32 protein-coding genes are annotated in these 26,354 nt (G+C 68.8%); 18 read left to right on the top strand and 14 right to left on the bottom strand.

The window, feature by feature from the left end:
- The first annotated feature begins 1 nt into the window (after position 1).
- Positions 2–868, top strand: coding sequence for an NAD-dependent protein deacetylase (locus AOM45_RS46765; RefSeq protein ID WP_030473425.1), 867 nt, complete (start codon positions 2–4; stop codon positions 866–868).
- Here the strand turns inward: AOM45_RS46765 and AOM45_RS46760 are convergent.
- Positions 857–1,213 carry an RNA-binding S4 domain-containing protein gene (locus AOM45_RS46760; RefSeq protein ID WP_030473424.1) on the bottom strand — a complete coding sequence of 119 codons (357 nt, stop codon included), beginning with the start codon at positions 1,211–1,213 and terminating at the stop codon, positions 857–859. The two genes, AOM45_RS46765 and AOM45_RS46760, sit on opposite strands and share 12 nt — an antisense overlap.
- Positions 1,214–1,222: 9 nt before the next feature.
- On the opposite strand from AOM45_RS46760, the gene AOM45_RS46755 reads away from it, so the two are divergent.
- Positions 1,223–1,777: a chorismate mutase gene (locus AOM45_RS46755; RefSeq protein WP_030473423.1), complete on the top strand. Its 555-nt coding sequence runs from the start codon at positions 1,223–1,225 to the stop codon at positions 1,775–1,777.
- A 6-nt stretch (positions 1,778–1,783) separates the two neighbouring features.
- Here the strand turns inward: AOM45_RS46755 and AOM45_RS46750 are convergent, their stop codons facing one another.
- Positions 1,784–2,107: an STAS domain-containing protein gene (locus AOM45_RS46750; protein WP_051784724.1), complete on the bottom strand. Its 324-nt coding sequence runs from the start codon at positions 2,105–2,107 to the stop codon at positions 1,784–1,786.
- 316 nt (positions 2,108–2,423) lie between these two features.
- Between AOM45_RS46750 and AOM45_RS46745 the strand changes: the two genes are divergently transcribed.
- The 3 genes from AOM45_RS46745 (at position 2,424) to AOM45_RS46735 (ending at position 6,160) form a co-directional block, all read left to right on the top strand.
- Positions 2,424–4,109 carry a peroxidase family protein gene (locus tag AOM45_RS46745; RefSeq protein WP_030473421.1) on the top strand — a complete coding sequence of 562 codons (1,686 nt, stop codon included), beginning with the start codon at positions 2,424–2,426 and terminating at the stop codon, positions 4,107–4,109.
- Between the two features lie 58 nt (positions 4,110–4,167).
- Positions 4,168–4,629: a DoxX family protein gene (locus AOM45_RS46740; protein ID WP_035913791.1), complete on the top strand. Its 462-nt coding sequence runs from the start codon at positions 4,168–4,170 to the stop codon at positions 4,627–4,629.
- A gap of 124 nt (positions 4,630–4,753) precedes the next feature.
- Positions 4,754–6,160, top strand: coding sequence for a serine hydrolase (locus AOM45_RS46735; protein WP_030473419.1), 1,407 nt, complete (start codon positions 4,754–4,756; stop codon positions 6,158–6,160).
- 26 nt (positions 6,161–6,186) lie between these two features.
- Here the strand turns inward: AOM45_RS46735 and AOM45_RS46730 are convergent, their stop codons facing one another.
- Genes AOM45_RS46730 through AOM45_RS53960 form a run of 3 tightly spaced genes read right to left on the bottom strand, consistent with a single transcriptional unit; the run spans position 6,187 to position 7,277 of the window.
- Positions 6,187–6,777: a nitrile hydratase subunit alpha gene (locus AOM45_RS46730; protein WP_030473418.1), complete on the bottom strand. Its 591-nt coding sequence runs from the start codon at positions 6,775–6,777 to the stop codon at positions 6,187–6,189.
- Positions 6,770–7,033: an SH3-like domain-containing protein gene (locus AOM45_RS53965; RefSeq protein ID WP_030473417.1), complete on the bottom strand. Its 264-nt coding sequence runs from the start codon at positions 7,031–7,033 to the stop codon at positions 6,770–6,772. Before AOM45_RS53965 ends, AOM45_RS46730 begins: the two co-directional genes overlap by 8 nt.
- Positions 7,026–7,277, bottom strand: a complete 252-nt coding sequence (locus tag AOM45_RS53960; RefSeq protein WP_030473416.1) for an SH3-like domain-containing protein — start codon at positions 7,275–7,277, stop codon at positions 7,026–7,028. Before AOM45_RS53960 ends, AOM45_RS53965 begins: the two co-directional genes overlap by 8 nt.
- 264 nt (positions 7,278–7,541) lie before the next feature.
- Here AOM45_RS53960 and AOM45_RS46715 point away from each other — a divergent pair, with 264 nt between their 5' ends.
- Together AOM45_RS46715 and AOM45_RS46710 are read left to right on the top strand one after the other, a co-directional pair.
- Entirely contained in the window at positions 7,542–8,024 is a 483-nt protein-coding gene (locus tag AOM45_RS46715; RefSeq protein WP_030473415.1) for a hypothetical protein, read from the top strand.
- 46 nt (positions 8,025–8,070) lie between these two features.
- Positions 8,071–8,421, top strand: coding sequence for a VOC family protein (locus AOM45_RS46710; protein WP_030473414.1), 351 nt, complete (start codon positions 8,071–8,073; stop codon positions 8,419–8,421).
- A gap of 7 nt (positions 8,422–8,428) precedes the next feature.
- On the opposite strand, the gene AOM45_RS46705 is transcribed toward AOM45_RS46710, so the two are convergent.
- From AOM45_RS46705 to AOM45_RS46695, 3 genes are all read right to left on the bottom strand, one after another.
- A complete protein-coding gene (locus tag AOM45_RS46705) occupies positions 8,429–8,809 on the bottom strand; it encodes a class I SAM-dependent methyltransferase (RefSeq protein WP_030473413.1) in 381 nt (126 codons plus the stop codon).
- Between the two features lie 61 nt (positions 8,810–8,870).
- Positions 8,871–9,278 (bottom strand): VOC family protein, encoded by a 408-nt coding sequence (locus AOM45_RS46700; protein ID WP_030473412.1) that lies wholly within the window; start codon positions 9,276–9,278, stop codon positions 8,871–8,873.
- A 67-nt stretch (positions 9,279–9,345) separates the two neighbouring features.
- Positions 9,346–10,491, bottom strand: coding sequence for an acyl-CoA dehydrogenase family protein (locus AOM45_RS46695; protein ID WP_063757199.1), 1,146 nt, complete (start codon positions 10,489–10,491; stop codon positions 9,346–9,348).
- A gap of 94 nt (positions 10,492–10,585) precedes the next feature.
- Here AOM45_RS46695 and AOM45_RS46690 point away from each other — a divergent pair, with 94 nt between their 5' ends.
- The 3 genes from AOM45_RS46690 (at position 10,586) to AOM45_RS46680 (ending at position 12,167) form a co-directional block, all read left to right on the top strand.
- Entirely contained in the window at positions 10,586–11,245 is a 660-nt protein-coding gene (locus tag AOM45_RS46690) for a winged helix-turn-helix transcriptional regulator (protein ID WP_030473410.1), read from the top strand.
- A 107-nt stretch (positions 11,246–11,352) separates the two neighbouring features.
- On the top strand, positions 11,353–11,778 hold the full coding sequence (locus tag AOM45_RS46685) for a DoxX family membrane protein (protein WP_030473409.1): 426 nt from the start codon (positions 11,353–11,355) through the stop codon (positions 11,776–11,778).
- Positions 11,779–11,921: 143 nt separating this feature from the next.
- Positions 11,922–12,167 (top strand): hypothetical protein, encoded by a 246-nt coding sequence (locus AOM45_RS46680; protein ID WP_030473408.1) that lies wholly within the window; start codon positions 11,922–11,924, stop codon positions 12,165–12,167.
- On the opposite strand, the gene AOM45_RS46675 is transcribed toward AOM45_RS46680, so the two are convergent.
- Positions 12,125–12,502, bottom strand: a complete 378-nt coding sequence (locus AOM45_RS46675) for a PH domain-containing protein (RefSeq protein ID WP_030473407.1) — start codon at positions 12,500–12,502, stop codon at positions 12,125–12,127. The genes AOM45_RS46680 and AOM45_RS46675 overlap by 43 nt on opposite strands.
- A gap of 116 nt (positions 12,503–12,618) precedes the next feature.
- Between AOM45_RS46675 and AOM45_RS46670 the strand changes: the two genes are divergently transcribed.
- Complete coding sequence (locus AOM45_RS46670; protein WP_030473406.1) at positions 12,619–13,113, top strand: SgcJ/EcaC family oxidoreductase; 495 nt, start codon at positions 12,619–12,621, stop codon at positions 13,111–13,113.
- Here the strand turns inward: AOM45_RS46670 and AOM45_RS46665 are convergent.
- From AOM45_RS46665 to AOM45_RS46655, 3 genes are read right to left on the bottom strand one after another with little or no spacing between them, the layout of a single operon-like run.
- Positions 13,094–14,341, bottom strand: a complete 1,248-nt coding sequence (locus AOM45_RS46665) for a sensor histidine kinase (protein WP_030473405.1) — start codon at positions 14,339–14,341, stop codon at positions 13,094–13,096. The genes AOM45_RS46670 and AOM45_RS46665 overlap by 20 nt on opposite strands.
- Complete coding sequence (locus AOM45_RS46660; protein WP_030473404.1) at positions 14,338–14,994, bottom strand: response regulator transcription factor; 657 nt, start codon at positions 14,992–14,994, stop codon at positions 14,338–14,340. The genes AOM45_RS46665 and AOM45_RS46660 overlap by 4 nt, the downstream gene beginning before the upstream one ends.
- A gap of 18 nt (positions 14,995–15,012) precedes the next feature.
- A complete protein-coding gene (locus AOM45_RS46655) occupies positions 15,013–15,555 on the bottom strand; it encodes a DUF6886 family protein (protein WP_030473403.1) in 543 nt (180 codons plus the stop codon).
- Between the two features lie 18 nt (positions 15,556–15,573).
- Here AOM45_RS46655 and AOM45_RS46650 point away from each other — a divergent pair, with 18 nt between their 5' ends.
- On the top strand, positions 15,574–16,596 hold the full coding sequence (locus tag AOM45_RS46650) for a hypothetical protein (RefSeq protein ID WP_030473402.1): 1,023 nt from the start codon (positions 15,574–15,576) through the stop codon (positions 16,594–16,596).
- On the opposite strand, the gene AOM45_RS46645 is transcribed toward AOM45_RS46650, so the two are convergent.
- Positions 16,589–17,032, bottom strand: a complete 444-nt coding sequence (locus AOM45_RS46645) for a MarR family winged helix-turn-helix transcriptional regulator (protein WP_051784721.1) — start codon at positions 17,030–17,032, stop codon at positions 16,589–16,591. The two genes, AOM45_RS46650 and AOM45_RS46645, sit on opposite strands and share 8 nt — an antisense overlap.
- Before the next feature lie 69 nt (positions 17,033–17,101).
- Here AOM45_RS46645 and AOM45_RS46640 point away from each other — a divergent pair, with 69 nt between their 5' ends.
- From AOM45_RS46640 to AOM45_RS46615, 6 genes are all read left to right on the top strand, one after another.
- Positions 17,102–18,223 carry a cytochrome P450 gene (locus AOM45_RS46640; protein WP_035913787.1) on the top strand — a complete coding sequence of 374 codons (1,122 nt, stop codon included), beginning with the start codon at positions 17,102–17,104 and terminating at the stop codon, positions 18,221–18,223.
- A 417-nt stretch (positions 18,224–18,640) separates the two neighbouring features.
- Positions 18,641–19,603, top strand: coding sequence for an ABC transporter permease (locus AOM45_RS46635; RefSeq protein ID WP_236704087.1), 963 nt, complete (start codon positions 18,641–18,643; stop codon positions 19,601–19,603).
- Between the two features lie 16 nt (positions 19,604–19,619).
- A complete protein-coding gene (locus AOM45_RS46630; protein WP_201780197.1) occupies positions 19,620–20,597 on the top strand; it encodes an ABC transporter permease in 978 nt (325 codons plus the stop codon).
- Positions 20,597–22,726 (top strand): dipeptide ABC transporter ATP-binding protein, encoded by a 2,130-nt coding sequence (locus AOM45_RS46625; protein ID WP_030473397.1) that lies wholly within the window; start codon positions 20,597–20,599, stop codon positions 22,724–22,726. The genes AOM45_RS46630 and AOM45_RS46625 overlap by 1 nt, the downstream gene beginning before the upstream one ends.
- An 88-nt stretch (positions 22,727–22,814) precedes the next feature.
- A complete protein-coding gene (locus AOM45_RS46620; RefSeq protein ID WP_030473396.1) occupies positions 22,815–24,503 on the top strand; it encodes an ABC transporter family substrate-binding protein in 1,689 nt (562 codons plus the stop codon).
- Positions 24,504–24,572: 69 nt separating this feature from the next.
- A complete protein-coding gene (locus AOM45_RS46615) occupies positions 24,573–25,451 on the top strand; it encodes a bifunctional DNA primase/polymerase (protein WP_051784720.1) in 879 nt (292 codons plus the stop codon).
- Here the strand turns inward: AOM45_RS46615 and AOM45_RS46610 are convergent.
- Positions 25,446–26,351 carry a DNA polymerase domain-containing protein gene (locus tag AOM45_RS46610; protein ID WP_051784730.1) on the bottom strand — a complete coding sequence of 302 codons (906 nt, stop codon included), beginning with the start codon at positions 26,349–26,351 and terminating at the stop codon, positions 25,446–25,448. The two genes, AOM45_RS46615 and AOM45_RS46610, sit on opposite strands and share 6 nt — an antisense overlap.
- Between the last annotated feature and the right edge of the window lie 3 nt (positions 26,352–26,354).

Genomic DNA, 26,354 nt, shown 5'->3' with positions numbered 1-26,354 from the left:
AGTGCGAACTAGGCCCACTCTGAGCTGGTCGTCGTCGGGCCCGTCGCTGCCGCGCACCTCCACCCTCACCGACGTCGTGCCGATCGTCGCGCAGGGCGGTGTGCTGGTGCTCAGCGGCGCGGGCCTGTCCACGGAGTCCGGCATCCCCGACTACCGCGGCGAAGGCGGGTCCCTGCGCAAGCACACCCCGATGACGTACGAGGAGTTCACCACCAGCCAGGCGGGCCGGCAGCGCTACTGGGCCCGCAGCCACGTCGGCTGGCGCACCATCGCCCGCGCACGTCCGAACGCGGGCCACCACGCGGTGACGCGGCTGTCGCCGAAGCTGTCCGGCGTCATCACGCAGAACGTCGACGGCCTGCACCAGGCCGCGGGCACCGGGAACGTCGTGGAGCTGCACGGCGGCCTCGACCGCGTGATCTGCCTGGACTGCCGGCTGCTCTCGCCGCGCGTCGAACTGGACCGCCGCCTGCGCGAGGCGAACCCGGACTTCGCCGCGACCACCGACGAGATCAACCCCGACGGTGACGTGTTCCTGCCGGAGGAGGCGGTGCGCGGCTTCGAGGTCGTCGGCTGCCTGGAGTGCGGTGGCGTGCTCAAACCGGACGTCGTGTTCTTCGGCGAGAACGTGCCGCGCCCGCGCGTCGAGCAGTGCTACTCCCTCGTCGACGGCGCACGGTCCCTGCTCGTCCTCGGTTCCTCGCTGACGGTCATGTCCGGCCTCAGGTTCGTTCGGCGCGCGGCCGCCGCGGGCCTGCCGGTCGTGATCATCAACCGCGGTGAGACCCGCGGCGACCAGTTCGCCTCGCTGAGGGTCGACCTGCCGCTCGGCACCTCGCTCACGGAGCTGACGGAGCTAGTTCTGTGACCTGAACTGGTCCAGCACTCGCCGCTCGCGCTTCGTGGGCCGCCCGGCGCCCCGGTCGCGCCGCGCGATCGGGATGTCCGGCGGTGGCGGGGGAGTGCGGTCGATGAAGCACGTGGCCGCGTCCGCCGCGCCGACCCGTTTCTGGATCACCCTGACCACCTCGACGATCCGCGTCTTGTCGCCGACGCGGGCACGGACCTGGTCGCCGGGAACCACAGTCGTGGACGGTTTCGCGGGCTTGTCGTTGATGCGCACGTGGCCGCCCCGGCACGCCTGGGCGGCGTCCGGGCGGGTCTTGGTCAGCCGGACCGCCCACAGCCAACGGTCGATGCGCGTGGACTCCACCCCGCCATCATGGCACTCTCGGAGATCATGAAGACCCTTGCGGTAGCTCTCACCCTTGCCGCGTCGTTGCACCCCGTCGGCCCGCTCGGTGAGCTCACCGACCTCGCCGTGCAGCGCGTCCAGGTCGCGGACCTGGTGGCGGCGGCCAAGTTCGGCACCTCCCAGCCCATCGACGACCCCGCCCGCGAGAAGCAGGTCCTCGACGGCGTGCGCACCAGGTCCGCGGAGCTCGGCCTCGACCCCGAGAACGCGGCACGCTTCTTCCGCGCCCAGATCGAGGCGAACAAGCTCGTCCAGCGCGGCCTCTACGCGCGCTGGACCGAGCACCCCGAGGAGGTCCCGCAGCACCGCCCCGACCTCGGCACCGAGGTCCGCCCGATCCTCGACCGGCTGACGACGGACATCCTGGCCGAGCTCAAGGACACCGAGCAGCTCCGCCGTCCCACGCTGAGGTGCGAGGTCCACGCGACGATCGCGGAACGGTCCGCGGTCGTGCTGCACCACCTGGACCGGTTGCACGAGAAAGCGTTGAGCGAGGCGATGCGCGAAGTGTGTGCGGAGTAGGGCTTCCTAGAGCTCCACTGTGGACTTGAGCCCGAGCATTCTGGCGAGCCCCGACAGTTCGAGCACGCGCGTCACCTGTTCGGAAGCCGCGGAGAGCCGCAGCCCGCCGGCCGCGGCGGAGGCGCGGGCGTGTCCGCGCACGAGAGCGCTCACCCCGCTGGAGTCGCAGAAGCTCACCGCGGACAGGTCCAGCACCACGTAGCGGTGGCCCTGGTCGAGGAGGCGGTCGAGTTTGGCCAGGAGTCGTTCCGAGCCGGAGCCGGAGAGTTCACCGGAGACGGTGAGCAGGGTGGAGGCAGGCGACGACTCGGTCACCGTGACTTCGAGCATTTCGCAGTGGTACCCACTCCGGGCCGCCCAGAAACCGGATCCGCTGAGCGGTTCACCACCGGTGTGCCTGCCGCCGTGCCCCGGCCGGCGGCACGACGCCGCTCGAATTCAAGATCTGAAAGCCGGCGTGCGGCGAAGATCGTGATTCCCCCGGATTTCCCGAATATTCCGGACCACTTCGTATCCGCTGAGTGACGACGTTTTGGTCGTGGCCAAAAGCTTCGACGGAAATTTCGACCGTATGGAGACTGGTGTCGGGGCAGGTGCTTGTTGGGGAGAACAGGTCGCCTGGTAGAGGGGAAACAGGGGGAATCACATGAAGAGGCACGTGCGCGACAGTTTCTTCGTCGTGGGCGAAGGTGTGCTGGAATTCGACGGCGAAGGTGGAGCCGTCACGCGTCAGCCCTCCACGGCGGAGGAGTTGCGCAGGTTCCGGTTCTCACGACTGGGACCGAAGGGCCCGCGGACGGACGAGGAGACGCGCGTCGCCCTGGCGGCCGCGATCACCGCGAACGTCGCGCAGCCCGACTCGGCGGACCCAGCCGTCCCGGCGGGGTTCACCTACCTCGGCCAGTTCGTCGACCACGACCTGACGATGGACCGCACCGAGTCGCAGCTGGGCCAGGACGTCAACCTCGACGAGCTGATGCAGGGCCGCTCGCCGGCGCTGGACCTCGACTCGGTCTACGGCCGCGGCCCGCGCGACAAGGACGACCAGGCCTTCTACGCCGAGGACGGCGTGAAGCTCAAGGTCGGCACCACGACACCGGTCCCGTTCCCGGACGAGGGCACCAACGTCCCGTTCGAGGGCTTCGACCTGCCGCGCCGCGGTGGGACGGCCGGCACGGCGGCGGATCGGCGGCTCCCGCTGATCCCGGACCCGCGCAACGACGAGAACCTCGTGGTGGCGCAGACGCACCTCGCGTTCATCCGCTTCCACAACCGCGTGGTCGACGAGCTCGCGCTCACCGGCCTCACGGGTGAGCGGTTGTTCCGCGCCGCCAAGGAGCTCGTGGTCCGGCACTACCAGTGGATGCTGAAGACCGACCACCTGCCGCGGATCATCGACCCGGCGATCGTGGACGACGTCTTCACCAACGGACGCAGGTTCTTCGAGGAGCCCGGCAGCTGCTACCGCCGCGACAACTCGCCGACCATGCCGATCGAGTTCTCGGTCGCGTCGTACCGCTTCGGGCACAGCCAGGTCCGCGGCGCGTACCAGTGGAACCGCGTGTTCCGCAGCGGCGGACCGGTCCAGGCGCCGGCGTCGTTGTTCCAGCTCTTCACCTTCACCGGGGTGAGCGGCAACTTCGACCCGTCGTCGGCGCTTCCGGCGGACCTGGACGACGTGACCAGGGGCGACTTCTTCACGTTGCCCAGCAACTGGATCGCGGACTTCCGCAGGCTCTACGACTTCACCGAGGCCGGCCGGGACGACCTGGTCGCACCGGCGGAGTTCGACGGCGGCAACGTCACCAAGCGGATCGACACGCTGCTGGTCGACCCGCTGACGAGGCTGCCGGCCGGCACGTTCGGCGGACGCGGCACGCAGTTCCCGGAGATCCAGCGCAACCTCGCGTTCCGGAACCTGACCAGGGCCTCGATGATGGAGCTCGCGTCGGGACAGCAGATCGCCGAGCTGTTCGGCGTCGAGCCGCTCACCGCCGAGCAGATCCTCACCGGCAACGGTGGCGCCGTCCTCGACGGCCTGTCGCAGGAGCAGAAGGCCCGGCTCGTCGAGGCGACGCCGCTGTGGTTCTACATCCTGCGCGAGGCCGAGATCGGCAACGGACGCATGGGCCCGGTCGGCGGGCGGATCACCGCGGAGGTCTTCCACCGCGCGATGGAGGGCAGCCGGATCTCGATCGTGCGCTCGCCGTACTGGCGGCCGACGCTCGGCCCGGACTCCAGCACGTTCCGCATGGTCGACCTGCTGCTGTTCGCGTTCGAGGGCAAGGCCGACCTGCTGAACCCGCTCGGGGACCCGCAGACCGGCAACTGATCTCTCTCGTTCCTCCTGTCTGGCTGGGTGGTGGCAGCCAGACAGGAGAGGGAGATCGATGTTGCGTCCAGAAACCACACGCCGCGAAAGCACGGAAGAGCGCCTCACCCGTTTCGCGGGTGGCGCGGGAATTCCGCTGCTGCGCATCGGACTGGGGGTCGTGTACCTCTGGTTCGGCGTGTTGAAGCTCTTTCCCGGTGGCAGCCCTGCCCAGGATCTCGTCGAACGCACGGTTTCCGCGCTGACGTTCGGGATCGTCCACGGGGATTTGGCGAGACTGAGTGCCGCGATCACCGAAATCGGGATCGCGCTGGTTCTGCTGAGCTTTCGCGCACCCCGGTTGTGCGCGGTCCTGCTGATCGGCCACGTCGTGCTGGTGTCGACACCGCTGGTGCTGTTCCCCGGTGAGATGTGGTCCGGACCGCTGCTGGCGTCGTTCGAAGCCCAGTACATCCTGAAGAACCTGGTGACCGTCGCCGCCGCGGTGGTCATCGCCTCATCGCACCCGAGGGTGCGATGACCGGGAGCCGCTCGACTCGGGGTCGGGCGGCTCCCGCCTTCGCGCGGTCGGTGGAGAGCGCTTTCTCGGGTCTGGACGGCTCACTGGTAGCTTCTCGTCAGATCCACTTCGACTGGGGAAGTCAATGAAACTCAAGCGTTTCACCGTGCTGTGCACGGCGCTCGCGTTGACGGGTGCCGCAGTGGCGCCGGCCGTGGCCTCGGAAGAGGGCACTCACCGGCTGGCCGAAAGCCTGCGCGAAGCGATCGTCGCGCAGAACTTCAAGGACGTGATCGACCTGACGCCGCCCGCGAGCGGTGCCGCTCTGCGGTCGGCGGGTCCGCGGGAGAAGTACGACGCGTCGCCCGCCGAGCTGATGAACCGGACTCGCGCGCGGGTGGCGCTGGCGGCGGGCAAGCCGTTGCACCAGACGCCGAACATGGACGCGGCGATCATCGAGCTCGACCCGGTCGGCAGGCCCAAGACCGTGGCGAACGTGCTGCTCAGCCCGCAGTACCCGAACGGCGTGGTGGTGCCGGTCAAGCACAAGGGCCTGTCCACCGACCAGGTGCGTTACCGCTGGTGGGACGACGACGAGTGGGACGCCAACGGCGGCAAGGGCACGCGTGACGTGCTCGCCGGCCGCGAGAACGCCGCGATCGACTTCTCCTCGCCGTACCCGGCGTCCGTGCTGAAGCTGATGGTGGGCTTCGGTGTGCTGCGCCTCGCGGACGAGGGCAAGGTCGACCTCGACGCCGACTACGTCTACCAGCCGAACCCCGTGCGCGAGGCGTGCGGCGGGCCGTCGGTGAAGAAGATCCGGCAGCACTTCGACGAGATGATCACGAAGTCGCAGAACGAGTCCACCTGCGCGCTGATCAAGATGATCCACGACCTCAACGCGTGGGACCAGGTCAACAAGACGTTCGTCGACCTCGGCATGCCCACCCTCATGGTCACCGGCACCATTCCGGGCAACGGCGGCCGCTGGATCGGCTCGAACATGAGCGGTCTCGACACCGCGAAGCTCCTGCTGCTGGTCAACGGCGGCGCGGGCGTGCTGTGGACGACCGACGGCGGCAAGCAGGTCACGCGCAACGAGCTCTCGTACTCGTCGCGGAAGTTCTTCCAGGAGACGCTCGCGGGCCAGGGCCACAACGAGATGCTGTCCACGCCGAACTGGTGCGGCCGCGACTACCCGGTGCAGGGCCTCCCGCAGCAGGTGCCGGCGCGCTGGATCAAGCCGGACGGCACCGTGACCGTCGGTGACGCCGTCTACGACCGCGACGTCCGCCCGTGCAACGCGGCCGCCGAGGTGACCTTCGCGCACAAGACCGGCTGGGTCGACACCACGGGTTCCGACGCGGGCATCGTGAAGTCGTTCCGCGGCAAGGACAAGCGCAACTACATCGTCGTGGTGTTCTGCAACCTCGGCACCGACTACGTCGACGCGAACCGCCCGGCCGACCCGCCCGGCGTCTACCCCGTGCTGTACACGCAGAAGTACGCGCAGCTCGGCAAGGCGATCGACGACATCATGAAGAACATCTAGTTCGGGTTCGCGGCACCGCGGTCGTGCTACACGGCCGCGGTGCCGATCAACCCGTTGCGCGTCACCCTTCTCGCGAGTTCGTCCTCGCTCAGGTGCTCGGTGCCCTCGGGCCTGCGCGGCAGCACCATGTACCGCGACTCGGCGTTCGCGTCCCACACCCTGATCTCCGTGCCGGCGGGCAACTCCAGCCCGAACTGCTCCAGCACCTCACGCGGGTGGCTCACCACCTTCGACCGGTAGGCCGTGCTCTTGTACCAGGTGGGAGACGGCCCGAGCAGGGCGATCGGGTAGCAGCTGCAGAGCGTGCACACGACGACGTTGTGCACGTTTTCCGTGTTCTCGACGACGTGCAGCCGTTGCACCTGAAGCCCGCCGCCCATCGACAACCCGACCGCGGGCAACGCCTCGTTCGCGTTCTCCAGCAGCTTCGCCTTGAAGTCGTCGTCGACCCACGCCCGCGCGACCACGCGGAACCCGTTGGCAGGGCTCGCCTTGTGCGCGAAGGCTTCCAGCGCGCGGTCCAGTTCGGCCGCGTCGAGCAACCCCTTCTCCTCGAGGATCGCTTCCAGCTCCCGCACCCGCGCGGCGATCGGGGAGTCGTCGTGGTCGTCACTCATCGCTGAGGTATTCCTCCCAAAGGGACAGCGTCACGCTGTGGTCGCCCTGCCCGAACAGCTCCTGCGCGGTGAACCGCACCAGGTAAACCTGCTGCGGGTGCTCGATTCCCCGCGCTCTCAGATCCGCGAGCGGATGCACGCCATCGGTACCGATGACCACACCGGTCTTCCCGCGCGCGTAGGCGGGCAGCCGCGTGTGGTGGTCCGGGTCCACAGTGGACGTCCGAACCCGGTCGCCTCTCCGGTGCTCAGACATGGCCCTTCTCCCTGAGCAACGTCTGAATGGCCCGGAACCAGTTCTCGTAGTACGACGACTCGTGCGACATCGTCCGCTCGACCGCGTCCCGGAACTCGTCCAGGTTGTAGAGGCCGCGTCCGATCAGCGCCCGGTTCATGGCGAACACGTGCGCCTCCCAGTCAGCGTGAAAACCGGGCTCGTCCAGCTCCTGCTCGACCGGCCCGAACCCGTCCACCCCGCCGACGTCGTTGATCCTCGGCATCTCACCTCCTGCGCTCAGCCAGATTCTGCGCCGCCTCCCGCGAGTTCGGGAAGTGGAACTCGAGCCCGGCCTCCGCGAGCCTGCCGGGAACCACCGGCCGGCTCCTGGGCAGCAACTCGGTGTCACTTTCCAGGAGGCCGACCGGCAGGCCCGCGTTGACGAAGTGCCCAGGCTGACTCTCGACGGATCAACGACCTCGGCAGGCAGACTGATCGGCGGCACCTGATCGGGGTAACGCGGAGGCGGCGCGGTCGATGTAGGGATGTGCGCATCCCCCTCCTCGCCGCCGCCGCGTTCCTGCTCGCCGCCTGCACCTCCACCCCGGAGGCCGCCCCGACGCAGACGCCGACGACCCCGACCACCGTCGAGCAGCCCGCGGGCAACGGCCCGAACTGCGCCAACGCCAACTCGTCCGTCGTGGGCAAGGCGCTCGGGCTGCGGTTGCAGGGCCAGCAGCAGACCGTCGAGAAGTCCGTCACCACGTGCAGGTACGTGGGCTCGGGCATGCCGGTCGAAGTGCGGTTCACGACGAACGCGACGGCCGCGTCGTTCGCCAAGGGCAAGCCGGAGAAGGCCAAGGCGATCGAGGGCTTCCAGGACGAGGCCTACGAGGCCACGGCCGGCGGAGCGGAGACGACCCAGCACACGGTCGCCGCGCGCAAGGGCAAGACCCAGATCGAGGTCGTCTCGCCGGCCGGGGTGGAGCCGTCGAAGAAGCTGATCGAGGACCTGCTCAAGCGGATCTGATGATCCAGGACAGTCGCTGTCCGCATGCGGTGTCACGATCCCTCGCATGATCGGACGATGGCACGGCCTGGTGATCGACTGCCCTGATCCGCGGTCCCTCGCGGACTTCTACGCGACGCTGCTCGGCATGGTCCGGGTCCAGGACGACCCCGGTTTCGTCGTCATCGGCGACGCCCCGGACCGTCCAGGGGTGGCGTTCGCACGGGTCGAAAGCCTGCAACCGCCGCGGTGGCCGCAGGAATCCGCGCGTCTGCACTTCGACGTGCGGGTTGAGGACCTCGCGGCGGCGGACGAGCAGGTGCTGGCGCTCGGAGCGCGACGGCTCGAAGGAGGCGGCGAGCGGTTCCACGTCTACGCGGATCCCGCCGGCCACCCGTTCTGCCTGGTGAGCTGGTGACGCGTCCCTAAACGGGCACGTCGAAGAACGACAGCACGCGTGCGCCCGGTGCCAGCCACGGGCGCAACAGCGCGTGAGCCCGTTCGGGTTCGCGGTGGAACAGCCCGACGCGCACCGCGAAGACCAGGTCGAACCTGCGGTCGCCGAGGTTCATGTCCTCCAGCGACGCGATGAGGAACTCTGCCTTGCCGGTGGCCACGTACGGGGCGTTGCGGCGGGTCGCGGCCTCGACCATCTTCGTCGAGCGGTCGATCGCGGTGAGCGTGCCGGTGGACAGCAGCTGGCACACCATCGTGGCGGCCACGCCCTGCCCGCAGCCGATCTCCAGCACCCGCTCGTCCGAGCGGATCGCGAGTTGGTCGACCACGCCGCGCAGACGCTCGCTCATGGTCCACATGATGCGACAACGCGGCGGGCGGGGCCACCACAGCGGCCCCGCCGGAGCGTCGTCAGCGCGGCGCGCCGATGTTCACCATCCAGTTGATGCCGTACTTGTCGGTGAGATCGCCGTACTCGTCGCCCCACATCTGCTTCTCCAGCGGGGTACCGATCTTGCCGCCGTCGGCGAGCGCCTCGAAGTACGTCCTGAGCACCTCGTCGTCACCCGACAGGGAGATGGTCATGGTGTCGCCGGGGTTGTAGGACATGCCGGGCGGCGTGTCGGAGGCCATGATCGTGTAGCCCTGGTCGGTCTCCAGCTGGGCGTGCATGATCTGGTCCGCCTGAGGCGAGTCCTGCATGCCGAACTCGGCGAACGTGTTCATGTTGAGGGTGCCGCCGAGAACGCTCTGGTAGAACTCCATCGCTTGCCGAGCGTCACCGTTGAAGCGCAGGTACGGGTTGAGGCGAGTGGCCACCGGAATCGCTCCTTCGAAGTAGCGGGCCGCAATCCTCGCAAAGCCTTGGCAGGCCTACAACTTGAAGCTATTCCGTTACTCCCGGATCACCCTGCGCCACCTTGCCCGCGTACACGAGTGTGGCTTCCGGCGTGAGCGGGTGGAACGTTCCGGCGCGCACGTCGCGGTAGGCGCGTTCCAGCGGTGACCGCTTGAAGAACGACCGTCCACCCAGGACCTCCATCGCGATGTTCACGACCTCGACGGCCTCCACGACGGCCTGGCGCTTCGCGAGCATCACCGTGGTGGTCGCCTCGGCGCCCGCCGTGTAGTCCTCGCCGAGCTCCTCGATCGATCCCATCAGCGACCACCACGCGGTGCGCAGCTTGTAGTCCATCAACCCGATCTGCCGCACGGCGTTCTTCGACGTCGACCGCACCGCCACGTCCCGCGCACCGGCCGCGATGCCGAAGTACGTCGCGCCGCACACCGGCGCGAAGTGGACGACCGCCGCGAACAGGGGCGCGCCGAACTCCCCGTACGGCCGGCGTGCCGCGATCTTCTCGGCCGGGATGAACACGTCCTCCAGCACGACGTCGTGGCTCGCGGTGCCGCGCATGCCGAGCGTGTCCCACGTTTCCTCGATGCGCACGCCGTCGGCGTTCAACGGTGCGCTGAAGTGCAGGACCTCCTCGCCCAGCACGGCCGACGTGGCCACGACGTTCGCCCGCGGCGACTGGCTGCAGAACGTCTTGCGCCCCGACACCAGGAACCCGCCGTCCACCGGCGTCGCGGTCGTCGTCGGCCACAGCCAGTCCGACCCGCCGCTGGTGGCGATGACCAGGCCTTCCGCGGCCACGCGCCGCAGGATGCCCTCCGCGTCCGGTGCGCCCTTGCGGCGCCGGTAGCCCTGCATCAGCGTCAGGTACAGGTGCATGGTGACGGCCAGCGCGGTCGCGCCGTCGTGCCGGGCGAGCTCTGCCTGCGCGTAACAGACCTGGCGCATCGTGGCGCCGAGACCGCCCAGCTCCTCGGGTACGGCCAACGCCAGGTAGCCCTCCTCGCGCATGGCCTCGTAAGCCTCGCTCACGAACGTGGCGTCGCGGTCGTGTTCGGGGGCGTGGGCCGCGGCGATCGCGCCGATGCGGGCGGCCAGGTCCACGAACCTGGCGTCGTCGTCTCTGGTGACGGTCGGGAACGTGCTGGTCACTCGGGGTGTTTCAAGAGTTGTCATGCGATGAACGTAAGAACGCGCAAGCCCCGCAGGTAGTTCTGAAAGTGAACCGGGCGGCGGTAACGAAAGCCCCGCGGCGGCGGAAACTTCCCCTGTGAGGACGTATGCGCAGTACTGCCCGATCGTCCGCGCCGTCGAGGTGCTGGGCGACCGGTGGACGTTGCTGATCGTGCGGGACATGCTCGTCGGTGCCTCGCGCTTCAACGAGATCTCCCGCGGCCTGCCCGGACTCTCGCGCGCCCTGCTGTCCCGGCGGTTGCGGCAGCTCGCCGGCGCCGGTCTCGTCCAGCGCACCGGCGACGGCTACACCCTGACGCCGGCGGGACAGGCGTTGCGCCCGTTGGTGTTCGGCCTCGCCGACTGGGGCGCCCGGTACGCGTTCGGCGACCCGCGCGCGGACGAGCTCGACCCCGAGGTCCTCATGTGGTGGATGCACGGCCGCATCGACACCGGCACCCTGAGCCGCCGCGCGAACATCGAGTTCCGCATCAACGACCGGCGCCGCACGTTCTGGCTCGTCCTCGAGCCCGGTGACGCCTCGATCTGCTACACCGACCCCGGCCTGGAGGTCGACGCGGTGCTGGCGTCCGACATCGCCACGCTGTACCGGATGTGGGAGGGGGAGTTCGAGCTGCTCGACGCCGTGCGCGCGGGCACGATCGAGCTGACCGGCCCGCGCTGGGTGGTGCGCGGCCTGCCGGACTGGCTCAAGCTCAGCCCGGTCGCGGAGTACGTCCGCGCGGCGCGCGCCTGACCAGCGCGGACAAGTTTTTCAAGATTTTTCCGGGCGTTGTGTCGATCCGGTGCGGTGGCCGTTCGACGCATCAGTGGAAGGACACGAGAGCCCAGGAGGAACACGACATGACCGCCACCGCCACCGCCGCCCGCAAGATCGCTGTCGGCCGCTACGCCACGATCGTGACCCGCGTGCTCGTCGGCCTGCTCTTCGCCACGACCGGCCTGAACGGGTTCCTGAACTTCATGCCCGCGCCGGACCCGAGCACGCTCGCGCCCGCGGGTGTCGCGTTCAGCGCCGCGCTCTACGCCACCGGCTACATGCTGCAGCTGGCGTCCGGTGTCCAGCTCGTCGCCGGTGTCCTCCTTGTCGCCGGCCGGTTCGTGCCGCTGGCGCTCGCGTTGCTGGCACCGATGCTCGTGAACATCCTGCTGTTCCACGTCTTCCTGGAGCCGTCGGGCATCGGCATCGCCGTCGTGGTGGTCGCCGCCGAGATCGGGCTGGCGTGGGCCTACCGCGACCGGTTCCGCCCGATGCTGCAGGTTCGCTAGACCCCGCAAGCGAAATCCCCCGCAGGCCACGTGCCTGCGGGGGATTTTTCGTTGCGCAGCCCAGATTTTCGCGCTCGGACGTCGAAACCGCGGGTGCTGGTTCGACGTATCTGTGAGAGCGAAATCGTTGGAAGGGAACGGAAATGTCCACCACCCGCTGCGCCACCGTCATCATGCGAGTGCTGGTCCGCAGCCGGGTCGCGCCCGCCGTCCTGACCGTGCTGAACATCCTGCTGGACACCAGCACCGTCGTCACCGCGCTGCTCCTCGGGCTGGCCGAGATCGTCGTCGTGCTGGCCTCGCAGCCCCGGCTCACCACCGCGCACACGCCGGTCGTCGTCGACGACTACCGCGCCACGAACGCCGCCAGCAGCGCCTGCACCTCGTAGACGTCGACGCCCTTGCCGAACTGCTTGGAGATCGGCACGTCGCTGCTCGAGACCCAGATCTTCAGTTCCGCGTCCAGGTCGAAGTGACCGGCCGTCTCCACCGAGAACTGGGTGATCGCCTTGTACGGCACCGAGTGGTATTCGACCTTCTTGCCGGTCATGCCCTGTTTGTCGACCAGGATCAACCGCCGGTCGGTGAACAGGAACGAGTCGCGCACCAACTGGTACGCCGCGTGGATCTGTTCCCCCTGCGCCAAAAGCCGTCCGAACTCGCTCGCGGCCGCCCTCGGGTCGAGTTTCGACGCGTTCCCCATCATTCCGCTGAGAAGTCCCATACGTCCACATTTACCAGGCTTTCCGAAAGCTTGTCCGAACGCTGGAGATCAGCTGTCCGAACGCTTCCTCGCCTAACCCGAAAGTGGAGGTCAACAGCCACACGAACGGATGGGTGATGACATTGCGTAAGAGCATCCTGGGAGCCGCCGGCCTGGCAGGAGTTGCCGCTCTCGTTGTCGGTTGCTCCAGCGCCCCGGCGCAGACGGCCCCCAAGACCGACGAGAAGCCGGCCGCCGCCCAGATCCAGGCGTTGTTCGCCGACTGGAACGCGGCCCTCGCGACGGGTGACCCCGAGAAGGTGGCCGACCGTTACGCTCCGAACGCGGTCCTGCTGCCCACGGTGTCCAACCAGGTGCGGTCCACCCGCGCCGAGATCGTCGACTACTTCGTGAAGTTCCTGAAGAGCAAGCCGAGCGGCACCATCCTCGACTCGCACGTCGCCGTCCTCGACGCCGACGACGCGATCGACGCGGGCACGTACCGGTTCGCGCTCACCCAGGACGGCAAGCCGACCACCGTGGACGCTCGCTACACGTTCGTCTACGAGAAGATCGACGGGAAGTGGCTCATCGTGAACCACCACTCGTCGGCTATGCCGGAGAAAGCCTGATCCGCACGCACAGCCCGCCACCCGGCGCGGCGGCCAGGCCGACCGAACCGCCGTCGTCGGTGACGAGCTGCTTCACGATCGCGAGGCCCAGGCCGGACCCGCCCTTGCCGGTCAGGCCCTGACCGCGCCAGAACCGGTCGAACGCCCGCGCGCGGTCCGCGTCGGGCAGGCCCGGCCCGGAGTCGATGATCTCCAGCAGGCCGGGCCGGGTGGTGCGGACCAGGATCGTGCCGCCGTCGGGGGACACCTCGAGCGCGTTGGACAGCACGTTGTCCAGCACCTGCTCCAGGTGCCCCGGCGTCGCGAGCACGCGGATGTCGAACCCCTCGCTGACCAGCGAGATCGAGCGTTCGTCGGCGGCGGCGCGCCAGGCGGTGAACCGCTCGGCGACGACGTCGAGCACCTGCACCGGTTCGGGGTGGGCGACGTTCGCCTCGGCCCGTGCCAGCGCGAGCAGGCCGTTGACCAGCCGGGACATCCGCACGACCTCGGCCGTCGCCATCTCGACGTCCTCACGCACGTGCGGGTCGTCGACGCCGTCGGCCACGTTGTCGAGCGAGAGCCGCAACGCGGTCAGCGGCGTGCGCAGCTGGTGCGAGGCGTCGCCGATGAACGCCCGCTGCGAGCCGACCAGCGTGCCGATCGTCTCGGTGGCGGTGTTCAGCGTCCGCGCGAGCGTGCGGGTCTCCGGCGGCCCGGTCTCCTCGGCCCGCGCGGTCAGGTCGCCGTCGCGCAGCCGTCCCGCCATCGCGTTCAGCTCGCGCAACGGCCGGGTGACCCTCCGCGCGAGCCACAGCCCGAGGAACGCCGCCACGACCAGTACGCCGACCGCCAGCGCGGCGCGGAACCCCCAGATGTACCAGAGCCGGTCGATGATCGGGTCGTCCGGATAGGACAGCCGGATCGCGCCGGCGATCGTGCCGTCCGGCCGTGCGGCCCGCACGGTGAGCTTCAGGCCCTCGGAGTCCCAGACCTTGCCGGGCGGCACCTCCGGCCCGAGCACGTCGATCTTGCCGGGCGTCTGCTGTTCGTAGGCGTCGACGAGCGCGTTCAACGACCGGGTGTCACCGGAGGCGAGCAGCAGCGCGGCGGTGTCGGCCTCGCGGCGCGCGGTGTTCTCGGCGTCGCCGTAGAGCTGGTTGTTCAGCGTGAACGCCACCGGCACGGTGAACGCCGCGATCGCCACCGCGACCAGCAGCACGTAGCTCCAGACGAGTTGGCGGATCACGTGAGCACCAGCCGGAATCCCACGCCCCGCACGGTCTCCAGGGACGCCGCGTCACCGAGCTTGCGGCGCAGCACCCCCACGTGCACGTCCAGCGTCTTGGTGGGACCGAACCAGTTCTCGTCCCACACGGCCTCCATGATCTGCTCGCGGGTGAACACCGCGCCCGGCTCCTCGGCCAGGAACGAGAGCAGGTCGAACTCCTTCGGCGTCAGCTCCAGCTCGGCGCCGTCGAGGTGCACGCGCCGCCCGCGCCGGTCGATGAGCACCCGCCCGCGCTCCTGCGCCGGTTCGGACCTGGCCGGCTGCACGCGCCGCAGCACCGCGCGCATCCGGGCGACGACCTCCCGCACGCCGAACGGTTTGGTGACGTAGTCGTCGGCGCCGATCTCCAGCCCGACCACCCGGTCGACCTCGTCGGACCGCGCGCTGATCACGATGATCGGCACGTCACCGCGGGCCCGCAGTTCGCGGCAGACGTCCAGGCCGTCCATGTCGGGCAGCCCGAGGTCGACCAGCACGATGGCGGCCTCGTCGTCGTCGGCGAGCGCCTCCGCGCCCGTGCGCACCCACCGGACCTCGAACCCGTACCGGGACAGCCCGCGCGTGAGCGATTCCGCGATCGGCTCGTCGTCCTCCACCAGCAGCACCCGCATGGCGGCTGATCATTCCAGTCAGCGAGGCTGAGCGTTCCTCAGCCTGATGCCGCTCCACTCGAGAGTGCTGCCGGTGACCTCGTCCCAGAACGGCCACAGGGTCGGCAGCACCCGCAGCGCGATCCCCGCCTGCTCGTGCAGCGCGAAGAGATCACCGACCCGTTCCGCCGGTCCGAGCGGCACGACCGGTTCGGTCGCCACCATCGCCACCCCGCGCCCGTCCCCGTCCTCGCCGAACGGCCGGAACGGTGCCGCGTCGAACCGGTAGGCGTAGAGCTCCACGGTCCGCATGCGCTCCAGCCACCCGTACTCGACCGCGTGCACCCGAGTCCCGCAGCCGGGACCGATGATCCGGTCGCGATCTCCGTCGGACGAACCGGAGATCGTCCACGCCATCACCCGCGGGCACTGGCGGGGGAACCAGTAGTCGGGGGAGCGGCTCGCGTCCACCGCCCACACGTACTCGCCGGGCTGTTGCGCGGTCGCCGCGAGGTGCGGGACGAACCGGGTGATCGAAGGATCTTCGGAGAAGTGCAGAACCTGACCGGGCTCGGGGCGCATGTGGTCATACTTTCCCGCATGCGGAGGCTGACGCTCGCGGTTTTGCTGGTCCTCACCGGTTGCGCGCCGACCGGCGGGGGCGACTCGCCCACCTTCGCCGCGGTCGACCTCTCGGCGACTCCGGAAACGCTCGCCACCCACGGCAACCAGCTCCTGGTCGGCACCCGCCCGGTCGATCACCCGGAGCTGGTCGTGCGCGGCGAGAACGGCGCCCTCGCCAACTCCAAGCTGATCCCGACCACCCCGTACGGCAAGGAAGCGCACTGGTACGGGATCACCTCCGACGGCACCACGATCACCGGTGTCGGTGGCGAACGCGGCGGCGCGCACGGCAACGTCCGGTGGAGCGCCTGGACCGGTGACACCCGCCAGATCACCGAGAAGACGCAGGCGTTCAGCACGTTCGGCGGCTACGGCGCGGGCGAGCTGATCGGCCCGGTCCGCACGAAGCAGGGGCCGTTGATCATCGGTACCTGGCAGAGCGACAAGGCGGGGCTCGACATCGCGGTGTGGACCTACGCCGCCGAGACGTGGACCCGTCAGCCGTCGGCCGGCACCGTCCTGGAGAGCTCGCAGGAGCTCCTGCGCTTCCCGCTCGCGGTCACGCCGAACGGCGACGGCGCGCTCGTCGTCGGCTGGCAGATCGCGAAGGGCGCGGTCAGCGCGGCCGTCTGGCAGTTCGACGGCACGACCTGGACCACCGCGACCCTCCCGGACGGCGACGCCGCGCTGGCCGCCCGCTGCTGGGACGGCACGTGCCACGTCGTCGGCCGCAGCAAGGGAAAGCTCGCCTGGTGGTCGGGTCCGGAGTGGAAGAAGCTGACCACCCCGGAGGTCCCGGTCGGCGACGACGCGAAGCTCGCCGCGCCCGTTCCCGTCAACGGGGTTCCGACGCTCTTCGTCGACCACGACGGCGTCAAGGCGGTGTCCGAGAAGGAAGAGCGTCCGGCGAACGGCCCGAAGGGCGAGGTGACGGCAGCGGAGAAGGCCGGCGACCAGGTCTTCCTGATCGCGGGTGGCCGGCTGTGGCAGGTCACCTAGCCAGCAACGCCCGCAACGTCTCCAGTCCGTCCAGCACGGCCTTGCGTTCCGCGGGGGAGGCCTCGGCCAGCACGCACGTCAGCCGTGCGTACGGACCCTCCGAGATCTCCCGCGTGTAGTTCTGCACCGGCTCGGTGACCTGCACCCGCGTGTAACGGCGGTCGGACGGGTCGACCTCCCGCGTCACGAGCCCGCGCGCCTGCAGCCGGTCCACGATCCCGGACGTGGTGGAGTGCGACAGGCTCAGCCGCCGCGCCAGCTCCGTCACCGTCGCCGACCCCTCGACCACCAGCGAGCGGATCAGCCCGATCTGGGGCGCGGTCAACCCGCTGCGGGCCTGGTCTCCCGCCGGTTCCATCGACGTCGTCAGCAACTCCTGTCGCAACGCGCGCAAGTGCGCCATCACGGTTTCCGCGTCGTGGAAGGCATCGACCATGGCGCGAAGTTTAGGCGAGAAGGTACGTTGGATGCGACGCGTCGCATACGACGGATCTAGGGGGGACCGATGACGATCAAGCGCGTACCAACACCCGCGGGTGACCAGGCCTGGCTGGTCACGGACTACGACCAGATCAGGACGCTGCTCGCCGACCGCAGGCTGGGCCGCAGCCACGTCGACCCGGACAACGCGCCGAAGTTCATCGACTCGGCGGTGCTCGGCCGCCCGCGCCAGGGCACCGCGCAGGAGGAGAACGAGCGCCACACGTGGATGCGCAGGATGCTCGCGCCGTCGTTCTCCGCCAGGAACATGGAACGGTTGCGCCCTCGCGTGCGGCACCTCGCCGAGACCCTCCTCGACGAGCTCGTCGCGCAGCCCCAGCCGGCCGACTTCCACGAGGCCGTGTCGTTCAAGCTGCCCGTGCTCGTGATCTGCGAGCTGCTCGGCGTCCCCTTCTCCGACCGCGAGACGTTCCGGCTCTGGTCGGAGGCGATGAGCACGCTCAACAACCCGAAGAAGTCCCAGGAGGGCTTCGCGAACCTCTGGGCCTACACCGGTGAGCTCGTCGAACGGAAGAAGAAGGAGCCGGGCGACGACGTCATCACCCGTCTCGTCGAAGGCACCCCGCCCGGACAGGAGGACACGATCGCGCAGCTCAGCGCCGGTCTGCTGTTCGCGGGCCACGAGACGACGGTCGCGGTGATCGACCGCGGCGTCATGCTGCTGAGCCTGCACCCCGGCCAGTGGGACGCGCTCAGGAAGAACCCGGACAGCGTCGGGGACGTCGTCGAGGAGATCCTCCGGCACCGCTCGCCGGCCTCGCGGCGCAGCGACGACATCGGCATGCCCCGCTACGCCATGGCCGACATCGACATCGACGGCGTGCACATCCCGTCCGGCGACCTGGTCCTGCTCGGCGTCGAGCAGGCCAACCGCGACGAGACCCGTTTCCCCGACCCGGCGGCGTTCACGCCCCGCGAGCAGAACCCGCACCTGACTTTCGGTCACGGTCCGCGGTTCTGCATCGGTGCACCACTCGCGCGGGTCGAACTGACGGAGATCTTCACGGCTCTCGTGACGCGGTTCGAAATGTTCGGGCTGGCCGTCGAAGTGGCGCAGCTCACCCTCCGGGCGGAACAGCTGGTCGGTGGAGTGGCCCAGCTGCCGGTCCGCTGGACGGAGGCCTGACCTGCACCTGATCGATGCAGTAACAGCGCACGCACAAGGCGCTCCGCAGCGTGATGCCCGTTTTTGGATCACATTGCGCTGCTTGTCCCACATCTTCCGGTGATTGCATTCACCCGTATGCGTCACATCCATCCGAGACGCAACAGAACTTCACGGTTAATACGGCGATCTGGCCGCACAATGGTCACGCTTGGACACACAATTGGATTAGCGTCAACTGTTGAAGTGGCAGTTCGCCCGGCCTTTTTGTCACGTCTGGGTGACTATGGCCAGGTCTGCGGTCCCCTGCACATTGCCAGGGGTGGGCGGCGGTCCGCCGGAACGGCGGTTAATCTCTTGCACCTCGTCCACTGCAATCCAGTGCGCCGACATCGCAACCACCGGGGAGAGGACTGAACACGGGTGGCCGGATTTCTGTTGCGACGGTTGGTCAACTACGTGGTGCTCGCCCTTGTGGCGACGTTCCTGGCGTTCACGTTGGCCTCCGTCACTTTTGACCCGATCGGGGTGCTGGAACAACGCAAACCACCCCCTCCGGCCGCCACGATCGAGGCGAAACGGAAAGACCTGCACCTCGACCAGCCGATCCCGCAGCGGTTCGTGACGTGGATGAGCGGTGTGGTGCGCGGCGACTTCGGCCACACGATCACCGAACGCCCGATCACCGACGAGCTCGGCCGCCGCGTCGGCGTGAGCCTGCGGCTGTTCCTGCTCGGTATCACCCTCGGCATCGGTTTCGGCGTGCTGCTCGGCGTGGTGAGCGCGATCAGGCAGTACAAGTTCAGCGACTACTTCGCGACCCTGTTCAGCTTCGTGTTGTTGTCCACGCCCGTTTTCGTGCTGGGCAACCTGCTGAAGATCGGCGCGCAGGACATCAACGACGCGGTCGGCACGAACGTGCTGCTGTTCGTCGGTGAGACGACGCCGAACTTCCAGGGCACCTGGTTCGAGCACCTCTGGGACCGCCTGCAGCACCTGATCGTGCCGACGCTGACGATCGCGCTCGGGCAGATCGCCTACTACAGCCGCTACCAGCGCTCGTCGATGCTCGACGTGCTCGGCAGCGACTTCCTGCGCACCGCGCAGGCCAAGGGCCTCACCCGCCGCCAGGCGTTGTTCAAGCACGGTCTGCGCACGGCGCTGATCCCGATGGCGACGCTGTTCGCGTTCGGCTTCGGCCTGCTCGTCGTCGGCGGCACGTTCACGGAACGGATCTTCAACTGGTTCGGCATGGGGCACTGGCTGATCGAGGGCATCTCGACGCAGGACACGAACGTGACCGCGACGGTGACCCTCTTCGTGGCGGTGTGCGTGCTGTTCTCCGGCTGGCTGGCCGACGTGCTGTACGCCGCGCTCGACCCCCGAATCCGTGTGAACTAGGCAAGGTGACGACGACGTGACCGTGATCCTCAACGAGGGCGACTCCGCGGGAACCTCCGGCGCCGCCTCCGGAAGCCCTGTCGACGCCGCGCCCGAACCGGACAAGGCGATGACGCGCGGCCGCCTGGTGCTGATCCGCTTCGTGCGCAACCGCCTCGCCCTGGTCGGCCTGAGCGTGATCGTGGTGCTGTACCTGATGGCGTTCGTCGGGCCGCTGCTCAGCCCGTGGAGCTACGACCAGCAGGACTACACCGCGTTTCTGCAGCCGCCCTACGCCGACCACGTCTTCGGCACCGACAAGATCGGTACCGACATGTTCGCGCTGGTCATGCGCGGACTGCAGAAGTCGCTGATCATCGGCCTGCTCGTGGCGCTGATCTCGACCCTGGTGGCCGCCGTCGTCGGTGCGACCGCCGGCTACTTCCTGGGCGCCGCCGACCGCGCGCTCATGTGGATCGTCGACCTGCTGCTCGTGCTGCCGTCGTTCCTGATCATCGCCATCCTGAGCCCGCTGTTCCGCGGCGAGTCGTGGTGGCTGCTGGTCTTCATGCTGGCCGCGTTCCAGTGGATGATCACCGCCCGCATCGTGCGCGGCATGACGCTGACGCTCAAGGAACGCGAGTTCGTGAAGGCGGCCAAGTTCATGGGCCAGCCCGCACGCACCATCATCGCCAAGCACATCGTGCCCAACATGGCGTCACTGCTGATCATCGACGCCACCATCAACGTCGGGTCGGCCGTGCTCGCCGAGACGGGGTTGAGCTACTTCGGGTTCGGCGTCCAGCAACCCGACGTCTCGCTCGGCACCCTGATCGGCACGGCCGCCGAGTCCGCGACCACCTTCCCGTGGCTGTTCCTGTTCCCGGCGGGCTTCCTCGTCGTGTTCGTGCTGGCGGTCAACTGGGTCGGTGACGGGCTCCGCGACGCGCTCGACCCCACCTCCACGCGCGTGCGCAAGCGGGAGAAGAAGGACACCGAGGAGAAGGCCGCCTGATGACCAGTTCGGAGATCCTGTTCGACTCGCCGGCCGACCCGGTGGTCGAAGGGCCGGTTCTGCAGGTCGAAGACCTCCAGGTGTCGTTCCCGAGCGAGGCGGGCCGCGTGCACGCCGTGCGCGGGCTGAGCTACGAGGTCTCGCCCGGCGAGGTGCTCGGCATCGTCGGCGAGTCCGGCTCCGGCAAGTCCGTGTCGTCGCTCGCCGTCATGGGCCTGCTGCCGCCGTCGGCGCGCATCAGCGGTTCCATCAAGTTCCAGGGCCGTGAGCTCATCGGACGCAGCGACGCGGAGCTGTCGAAGATCCGCGGCCGGCGCATCTCGATGGTGTTCCAGGACCCGCTGTCCGCGCTCACGCCCGTCTACACCGTCGGCGACCAGATCGCCGAGGCGATCCTGGTGCACCGCAAGGGCTCCGTGTCCAAGGCCGCCGCCGCCAAGCGCGCGGCCGAGCTGCTCGACCTCGTCGGCATCCCGAACGCCGCCGAACGCGCCAAGGCGTTCCCGCACGAGTTCTCCGGCGGCATGCGGCAGCGCGCGGTGATCGCGATGGCGATCGCCAACGACCCGGACCTGATCATCGCCGACGAGCCCACCACGGCGCTCGACGTGACGGTGCAGGCCCAGGTGCTGCAGTTGCTGGAGACCGCGCAGGAGGTCACCGGCGCCGGCATCGTGATCATCACCCACGACCTCGGCGTCGTCGCCGGGTTCGCGGACCGGCTGATGGTCATGTACGCGGGCCGCGCGGTCGAGACCGGCAAGGTCGACGACATCTACTCGCAGCCCCGCATGCCGTACACGCTCGGCCTGCTCGGGTCGATCCCGCGCCTCGACGTGGGCGAGAAGCAGGCGCTGGTGCCGATCACCGGCCAGCCGCCGTCGCTGACCGACCTGCCGCCCGGCTGCCCGTTCGCGCCGCGGTGCCCGATGGTCGTCGACGCGTGCCACACCGCGGAACCGCCGCTGATCAACGTGGACGGCTCGGCCGAGCACCACGCCGCGTGCATCCGCACCGGTGAGATCGCGGCGACCGACACCGAGGGCGCCGAGGCGGCCGCGGAGATCTTCGGCGCCGAGGTCGTCGAGGCCGCCGAGATCGCCAAGGTGCCGCGCGAGGAGCGCCGGGTCGTGCTCGGGCTCGACGCGCTGGTCAAGGAGTACCCGGTCAACAAGGGCGTGGTGTTCAAGCGCCGCGTCGGCACCGTGCACGCCGTGGACGGCATCACGTTCGACATCCGCGAGGGCGAGACCCTCGGCCTCGTCGGCGAGTCGGGCTGCGGCAAGACCACGACGCTGATGGAGATCCTCGGCCTGGAGAAGCCGATGGGCGGCGAGATCTCCGTCCTCGGCACGAACGTGTCCGAGCTGGACGCCAAGCGCCGCAAGGCGATCCGCCGCGACATGTCGGTGGTGTTCCAGGACCCGATGGCGTCGCTGGACCCGCGGCTGACGATCCACGACGTGATCGCGGAGCCGATGCAGGTGCACGGCTACGGCAAGGACGAGATCAACCGGCGGGTGCCCGAGCTGATGCGGCTCGTCGGGCTGCGCCCCGAGCAGCTGTCGCGGTATCCCGGCGAGTTCTCCGGTGGTCAGCGCCAGCGCATCGGCATCGCGCGGGCGCTCGCGCTGGAACCGAAGCTCGTCGTGCTCGACGAACCGGTGTCCGCGCTCGACGTCTCCATCCAGGCCGGTGTCATCAACCTGCTGGAGGAACTGAAGTCGAGCCTCGGACTGGCCTACCTGTTCGTGGCGCACGACCTCTCGGTCGTCCGCCACATCGCGGACCGGGTGGCCGTGATGTACCTCGGGAAGATCGTCGAGATCGGCGACGTGGACTCGGTGTTCGAGGCGCCGCGCCACCCGTACACGCAGGCGCTGCTGTCGGCGATCCCGATTCCCGACCCCGCGAAGGAACGTCAGCGGGAGCGGATCCTGCTCACCGGCGACCTGCCGAGCCCGGCGAACCCGCCGTCCGGCTGCCGGTTCCGCACCCGGTGCTTCCTGCACGCCTCGCTGCCTCCCGAGAAGCAGCGCACGTGCATCGAGCTCGAACCGCCGCGCGAGGTGCAGGCCCTCGACCACGAGGCCGCCTGCCACTTCGCCCAGATCCGTCAGGTCCTCTGAGTCGCCAGGAGTGGCAGAGATGACCTGCGAGCACGAACAGACAGTTGTCCCCGGCCATGGTGTCCGGGCACGAGGGAGGTTCACGGCAGTGAGTCGACGTACCAAGGTGGGAGCGGCCGCGCTGGTCGCGGTCGCCCTCACGCTTACCGCGTGTGGGGGGCCCGCCAAGAACGACACCGGGCTCAAGGGAGCGGATCAGGCTGTCGGTCAGGCGGACATCAATCCGCAGGACGCGTCCAAGGTGAAGGACGGCGGCAACTTCAACTGGCCGATCACCACGATGGCGGACAACTGGAACAACTGGCAGCTCGACGGCACGGTCGGTGATGGCGCCGACATGATGCGCACGTTCATGCCGAGCCTGTTCAAGCAGTCGGCGGACGCCAAGATCGAGCCCAACAAGGACTACCTGGAAGAGGCGAAGCTAGCCTCGACCGACCCCCAGGTCCTGGAGTTCAAGATCAACCCCAAGGCCAAGTGGTCGGACGGCAAGCCGATCACGTGGCAGGACTTCGAGTCCATGTGGAAGGCCCTCAACGGCACCAACAAGGCCTACGAGGTCTCCACGACCACCGGGTACGAGGACATCGAGAAGGTCGAGAAGGGCGCGACCGACCTGGACGTCAAGGTGACGTTCAAGAAGAAGTTCGCCGAGTGGGAGGGCATCTTCTCGCCCCTCTACCCGAAGTCGATGTTCGACTCGCCCGAGGAGTTCAACAAGGGCTGGGTGGACGCGCCGAAGGTCACCGCCGGCCCGTTCAAGATCGGCTCGATCGACCGCACCGCGAAGATCGTGACCGTCGTGCGCGACTCCAACTGGTGGGGTGACAAGCCGAAGCTCGACTCGATCACGTTCCGCCAGGTCGACCGCACCGCGACCGCGGACGCGTTCGCCAACGGCCAGATCGACTGGTACGACATCGGTTCCAGCGTCGACAACTTCCAGCGCGCGAAGACCACGCCGGGCGCCGTGATCCGTCAGGCCGCCACGGCGGACTACACGCACCTGACCTTCAACGGTGCGGACACCTCGATCCTCAAGGACCCGAAGGTCCGCGTCGCCCTGATGAAGGGCATCGACACCAAGGCGATCGCGACGGCGCTGCTGGGCCAGATGCTCAAGGGCGCGCCGCAGGTCGTCGGCAACCACTACTTCCTGATCGGCACCGAGGGCTACCAGGACAACTCGGCCATCGCGGCGTTCGACAAGGAAGCGGCGAAGAAGCAGCTCGACGAACTGGGCTGGAAGCTCGAGGGCGACGTCCGCAAGAAGGACGGCAAGGACCTCGTCGTCCGCCTCGTCATCCCGACGCCGAACCCGGTCTCGGACCAGATCTCCAAGCTGACGCAGTCGCAGCTGAAGGACATCGGCGTCAAGATCGACATCCAGGCCGTGCCGGTCGCCGACTTCTTCAAGCAGTACATCAACGTCGGCAACTTCGACATGACCGCCTTCCGCTGGACGTCCTCCGCGACGCCGATCTCGGACAGCAAGGGCATCTACTACCTCGATCCGGCCAGCACCAACCAGAACTACGGCCACATCGGCAGCGAAGAGGTCAACAAGCTGCTCGACCAGGCGAACGGTGAGCTGGACAAGACCAAGCGCATCGCGCTCGCGAACGAGGCCGACAAGAAGATCTGGGAGCTGGGCCACCAGCTGCCGCTGTACCAGGCCCCTGGCGCCGTCTGCGTGCGCAACACCGTGGCCAACTTCGGCGCGGTCGCGTACGCGAACCGTCCGTACGACTACATCCACATGGGCTTCACCAGCTGATGTGCGGTCAGGTGCCGAACGGCCCGGCGGGTCCTCCGCCGGGCCGTTCGCTTCTGCTTGGAGCTTTCCGTGTTGCGTTCCCGGGTTCGTGCACTGCGCCACGGCGTCTTCGCCACGGCGGTCGTGGTGTTCGTGTGCTTCGTCGTGGGCCTGTTCTGCTGGCTGTCCTATTCGGACGGCCGTGCTCAGCTGTCCTCCCTGACCGGGCGCGAGATCGGGTCCGTGGTCTCGTACGCCGACGGCGCGGTCGAGGTGCGCTTCCCGTCGGGTACCGCCCGCATCCCGTACCAGGACGGCGACCGGGTCGTGGGCAAGCAGGCGCAGGTGGCGTTCGATCCCGCGCATCCCGACCGTGCGGCGATCGGCGGCGCGGACCTGGTGCTGGAGACCGATCGCGCGCTGGGCGGCGTGACGTTCGCCGTCGCGGTGGTGCTCCTCGTGCTCTTCGCCGGTCTGGTGCGCCTGCTGCTGTCGGTGCGCGCGGCGCGGGCCGAGCCGGTCACCGCGTCGGTGCGGCGGATCCGGGTGCAGTCGGGCCTGATGGTGCGGTCGTGGCTGGAGATCGAGGGACCGGTCGAGCACTGGCTGCCCGTCTACTACGACCCGGTGCTCGTGACGCTGCCGTCGCCGGCGGAGGTGGAGCTGCGGGGCGGGCGGGTCGCCGTGATCGACGGCGTGACCGTGTACCCGTCCGGGCGGCCGGTGACCAGACACCCGCGCGGTCGGCGGCTGGACAACCCCGCGCGGCCCGATCCCGAGACGCGGGCGCCTCGCGGCCTGCTCACCCAGCTGCGGACCGACGCGGTGCTCCTGGTGCCCGCGCCGTTCGTCGGCCTGTTCTGGGCCTACGTCGACGGCACCGGTTTCACGGGCTGGGCCACGGCGTCGGTGGTCGCCGCCGCGCTGGGACTGTGGTGGGCCGCGCTGCGCGGTTCCGACCCGTCATGACTTCTCGCGTTTGCGCCGCTTGCCCTCGTGCATGGCGACGACGCGGGCGACCGGGATGCCGTGCCCCTGCGTGATCAGGTCCTCCGGCAGCCGCTGAGGCGCCGGCATCAGCGACGTCCACGGGTCGTCGTCGAACCTGCTCCGCACCGTGAAGTCGGCCGGGGTGACGTCCTTCAGCGACTCCCACGGCACGGGGAACGAGATCGGCAGACCCTCCCGCAGCCGCGGGCTGTACGCGGCCACGACCGTGGCGCCCCAGGCCCGTGTCGAGTCGAGGAACACCTTCCCGCCGCGTTCTGCCTTGATGTAGGCGGTCGTGGCGAGGTCGGGATCGAGCTGCTCCGCCCGTGCCGCCACGGCCCGCGTCGCCGCGGCCACGTCGTCGGGGTCGTGCCGCTCGAGCGGCACGAAGATGTGCACACCCTTGGCCCCGCTGGTCTTCACCGCGCCTTCCAGCCCGGCCTGACCGAGTGCCTCGCGGATCAGGAACGCCGACTTCACGACGACGTCGAACTCCGCGCCCTCCGGCGGATCGACGTCCAGGACCATGTGGGTCTGGTGGCCGTCCCCAGAATGATCACTGACGAACAGCGGCACGTGGTACTCGACGGCCCGCTGGTTCGCGAACCACATCAGCGTCTGCTTGTCGTCGCACAACGCGTACCTGATCTGCCGGTGCGACGCCTCCGCCCAGACCTCGACCGTCTTCACGTAGTCCGGTGTGTACTTGGGAACGTTCTTCTGCATGAACGGGTCCTGGCCGCGCAGGATCCTCCACACCGACAGCGGCCGCCCCGCGAGCACCGGCACGAACCGGTCGGCGACGAAGTCCAGGTACTCCACCAGATCGCCCTTGACCGCGCCCCCGAACAACGGCTGGTCGAGGCTCGAGAACTTCATCTG

The sequence above is a fragment of the Lentzea aerocolonigenes genome, assembly GCF_000974445.1.
Taxonomy (GTDB): domain Bacteria; phylum Actinomycetota; class Actinomycetes; order Mycobacteriales; family Pseudonocardiaceae; genus Lentzea; species Lentzea aerocolonigenes.
This window is presented reverse-complemented; position numbering and strand designations above follow the sequence as displayed.

Bases quoted from the DNA above. Each gene is read 5' to 3' on its own strand.
- AOM45_RS46670 (WP_030473406.1), top strand. From the start codon at position 12,619: ATGACATTGCGTAAGAGCATCCTGGGAGCCGCCGGCCTGGCAGGAGTT.
- AOM45_RS46680 (WP_030473408.1), top strand. From the start codon at position 11,922: ATGTCCACCACCCGCTGCGCCACCGTCATCATGCGAGTGCTGGTCCGC.
- AOM45_RS46750 (WP_051784724.1), bottom strand. From the start codon at position 2,107: ATGCTCGAAGTCACGGTGACCGAGTCGTCGCCTGCCTCCACCCTGCTC.
- AOM45_RS46655 (WP_030473403.1), bottom strand. From the start codon at position 15,555: ATGCGCCCCGAGCCCGGTCAGGTTCTGCACTTCTCCGAAGATCCTTCG.
- AOM45_RS46745 (WP_030473421.1), top strand. From the start codon at position 2,424: ATGAAGAGGCACGTGCGCGACAGTTTCTTCGTCGTGGGCGAAGGTGTG.
- AOM45_RS46740 (WP_035913791.1), top strand. From the start codon at position 4,168: ATGTTGCGTCCAGAAACCACACGCCGCGAAAGCACGGAAGAGCGCCTC.
- AOM45_RS46610 (WP_051784730.1), bottom strand. From the start codon at position 26,351: ATGAAGTTCTCGAGCCTCGACCAGCCGTTGTTCGGGGGCGCGGTCAAG.
- AOM45_RS46625 (WP_030473397.1), top strand. From the start codon at position 20,597: ATGACCAGTTCGGAGATCCTGTTCGACTCGCCGGCCGACCCGGTGGTC.
- AOM45_RS46755 (WP_030473423.1), top strand. From the start codon at position 1,223: ATGGCACTCTCGGAGATCATGAAGACCCTTGCGGTAGCTCTCACCCTT.
- AOM45_RS46685 (WP_030473409.1), top strand. From the start codon at position 11,353: ATGACCGCCACCGCCACCGCCGCCCGCAAGATCGCTGTCGGCCGCTAC.
- AOM45_RS46640 (WP_035913787.1), top strand. From the start codon at position 17,102: ATGACGATCAAGCGCGTACCAACACCCGCGGGTGACCAGGCCTGGCTG.
- AOM45_RS46675 (WP_030473407.1), bottom strand. From the start codon at position 12,502: ATGGGACTTCTCAGCGGAATGATGGGGAACGCGTCGAAACTCGACCCG.
- AOM45_RS46645 (WP_051784721.1), bottom strand. From the start codon at position 17,032: ATGGTCGATGCCTTCCACGACGCGGAAACCGTGATGGCGCACTTGCGC.
- AOM45_RS46735 (WP_030473419.1), top strand. From the start codon at position 4,754: ATGAAACTCAAGCGTTTCACCGTGCTGTGCACGGCGCTCGCGTTGACG.
- AOM45_RS46730 (WP_030473418.1), bottom strand. From the start codon at position 6,777: ATGAGTGACGACCACGACGACTCCCCGATCGCCGCGCGGGTGCGGGAG.
- AOM45_RS46710 (WP_030473414.1), top strand. From the start codon at position 8,071: ATGATCGGACGATGGCACGGCCTGGTGATCGACTGCCCTGATCCGCGG.
- AOM45_RS46650 (WP_030473402.1), top strand. From the start codon at position 15,574: ATGCGGAGGCTGACGCTCGCGGTTTTGCTGGTCCTCACCGGTTGCGCG.
- AOM45_RS46660 (WP_030473404.1), bottom strand. From the start codon at position 14,994: ATGCGGGTGCTGCTGGTGGAGGACGACGAGCCGATCGCGGAATCGCTC.
- AOM45_RS46705 (WP_030473413.1), bottom strand. From the start codon at position 8,809: ATGAGCGAGCGTCTGCGCGGCGTGGTCGACCAACTCGCGATCCGCTCG.
- AOM45_RS46695 (WP_063757199.1), bottom strand. From the start codon at position 10,491: ATGACAACTCTTGAAACACCCCGAGTGACCAGCACGTTCCCGACCGTC.
- AOM45_RS53960 (WP_030473416.1), bottom strand. From the start codon at position 7,277: ATGCCGAGGATCAACGACGTCGGCGGGGTGGACGGGTTCGGGCCGGTC.
- AOM45_RS53965 (WP_030473417.1), bottom strand. From the start codon at position 7,033: ATGTCTGAGCACCGGAGAGGCGACCGGGTTCGGACGTCCACTGTGGAC.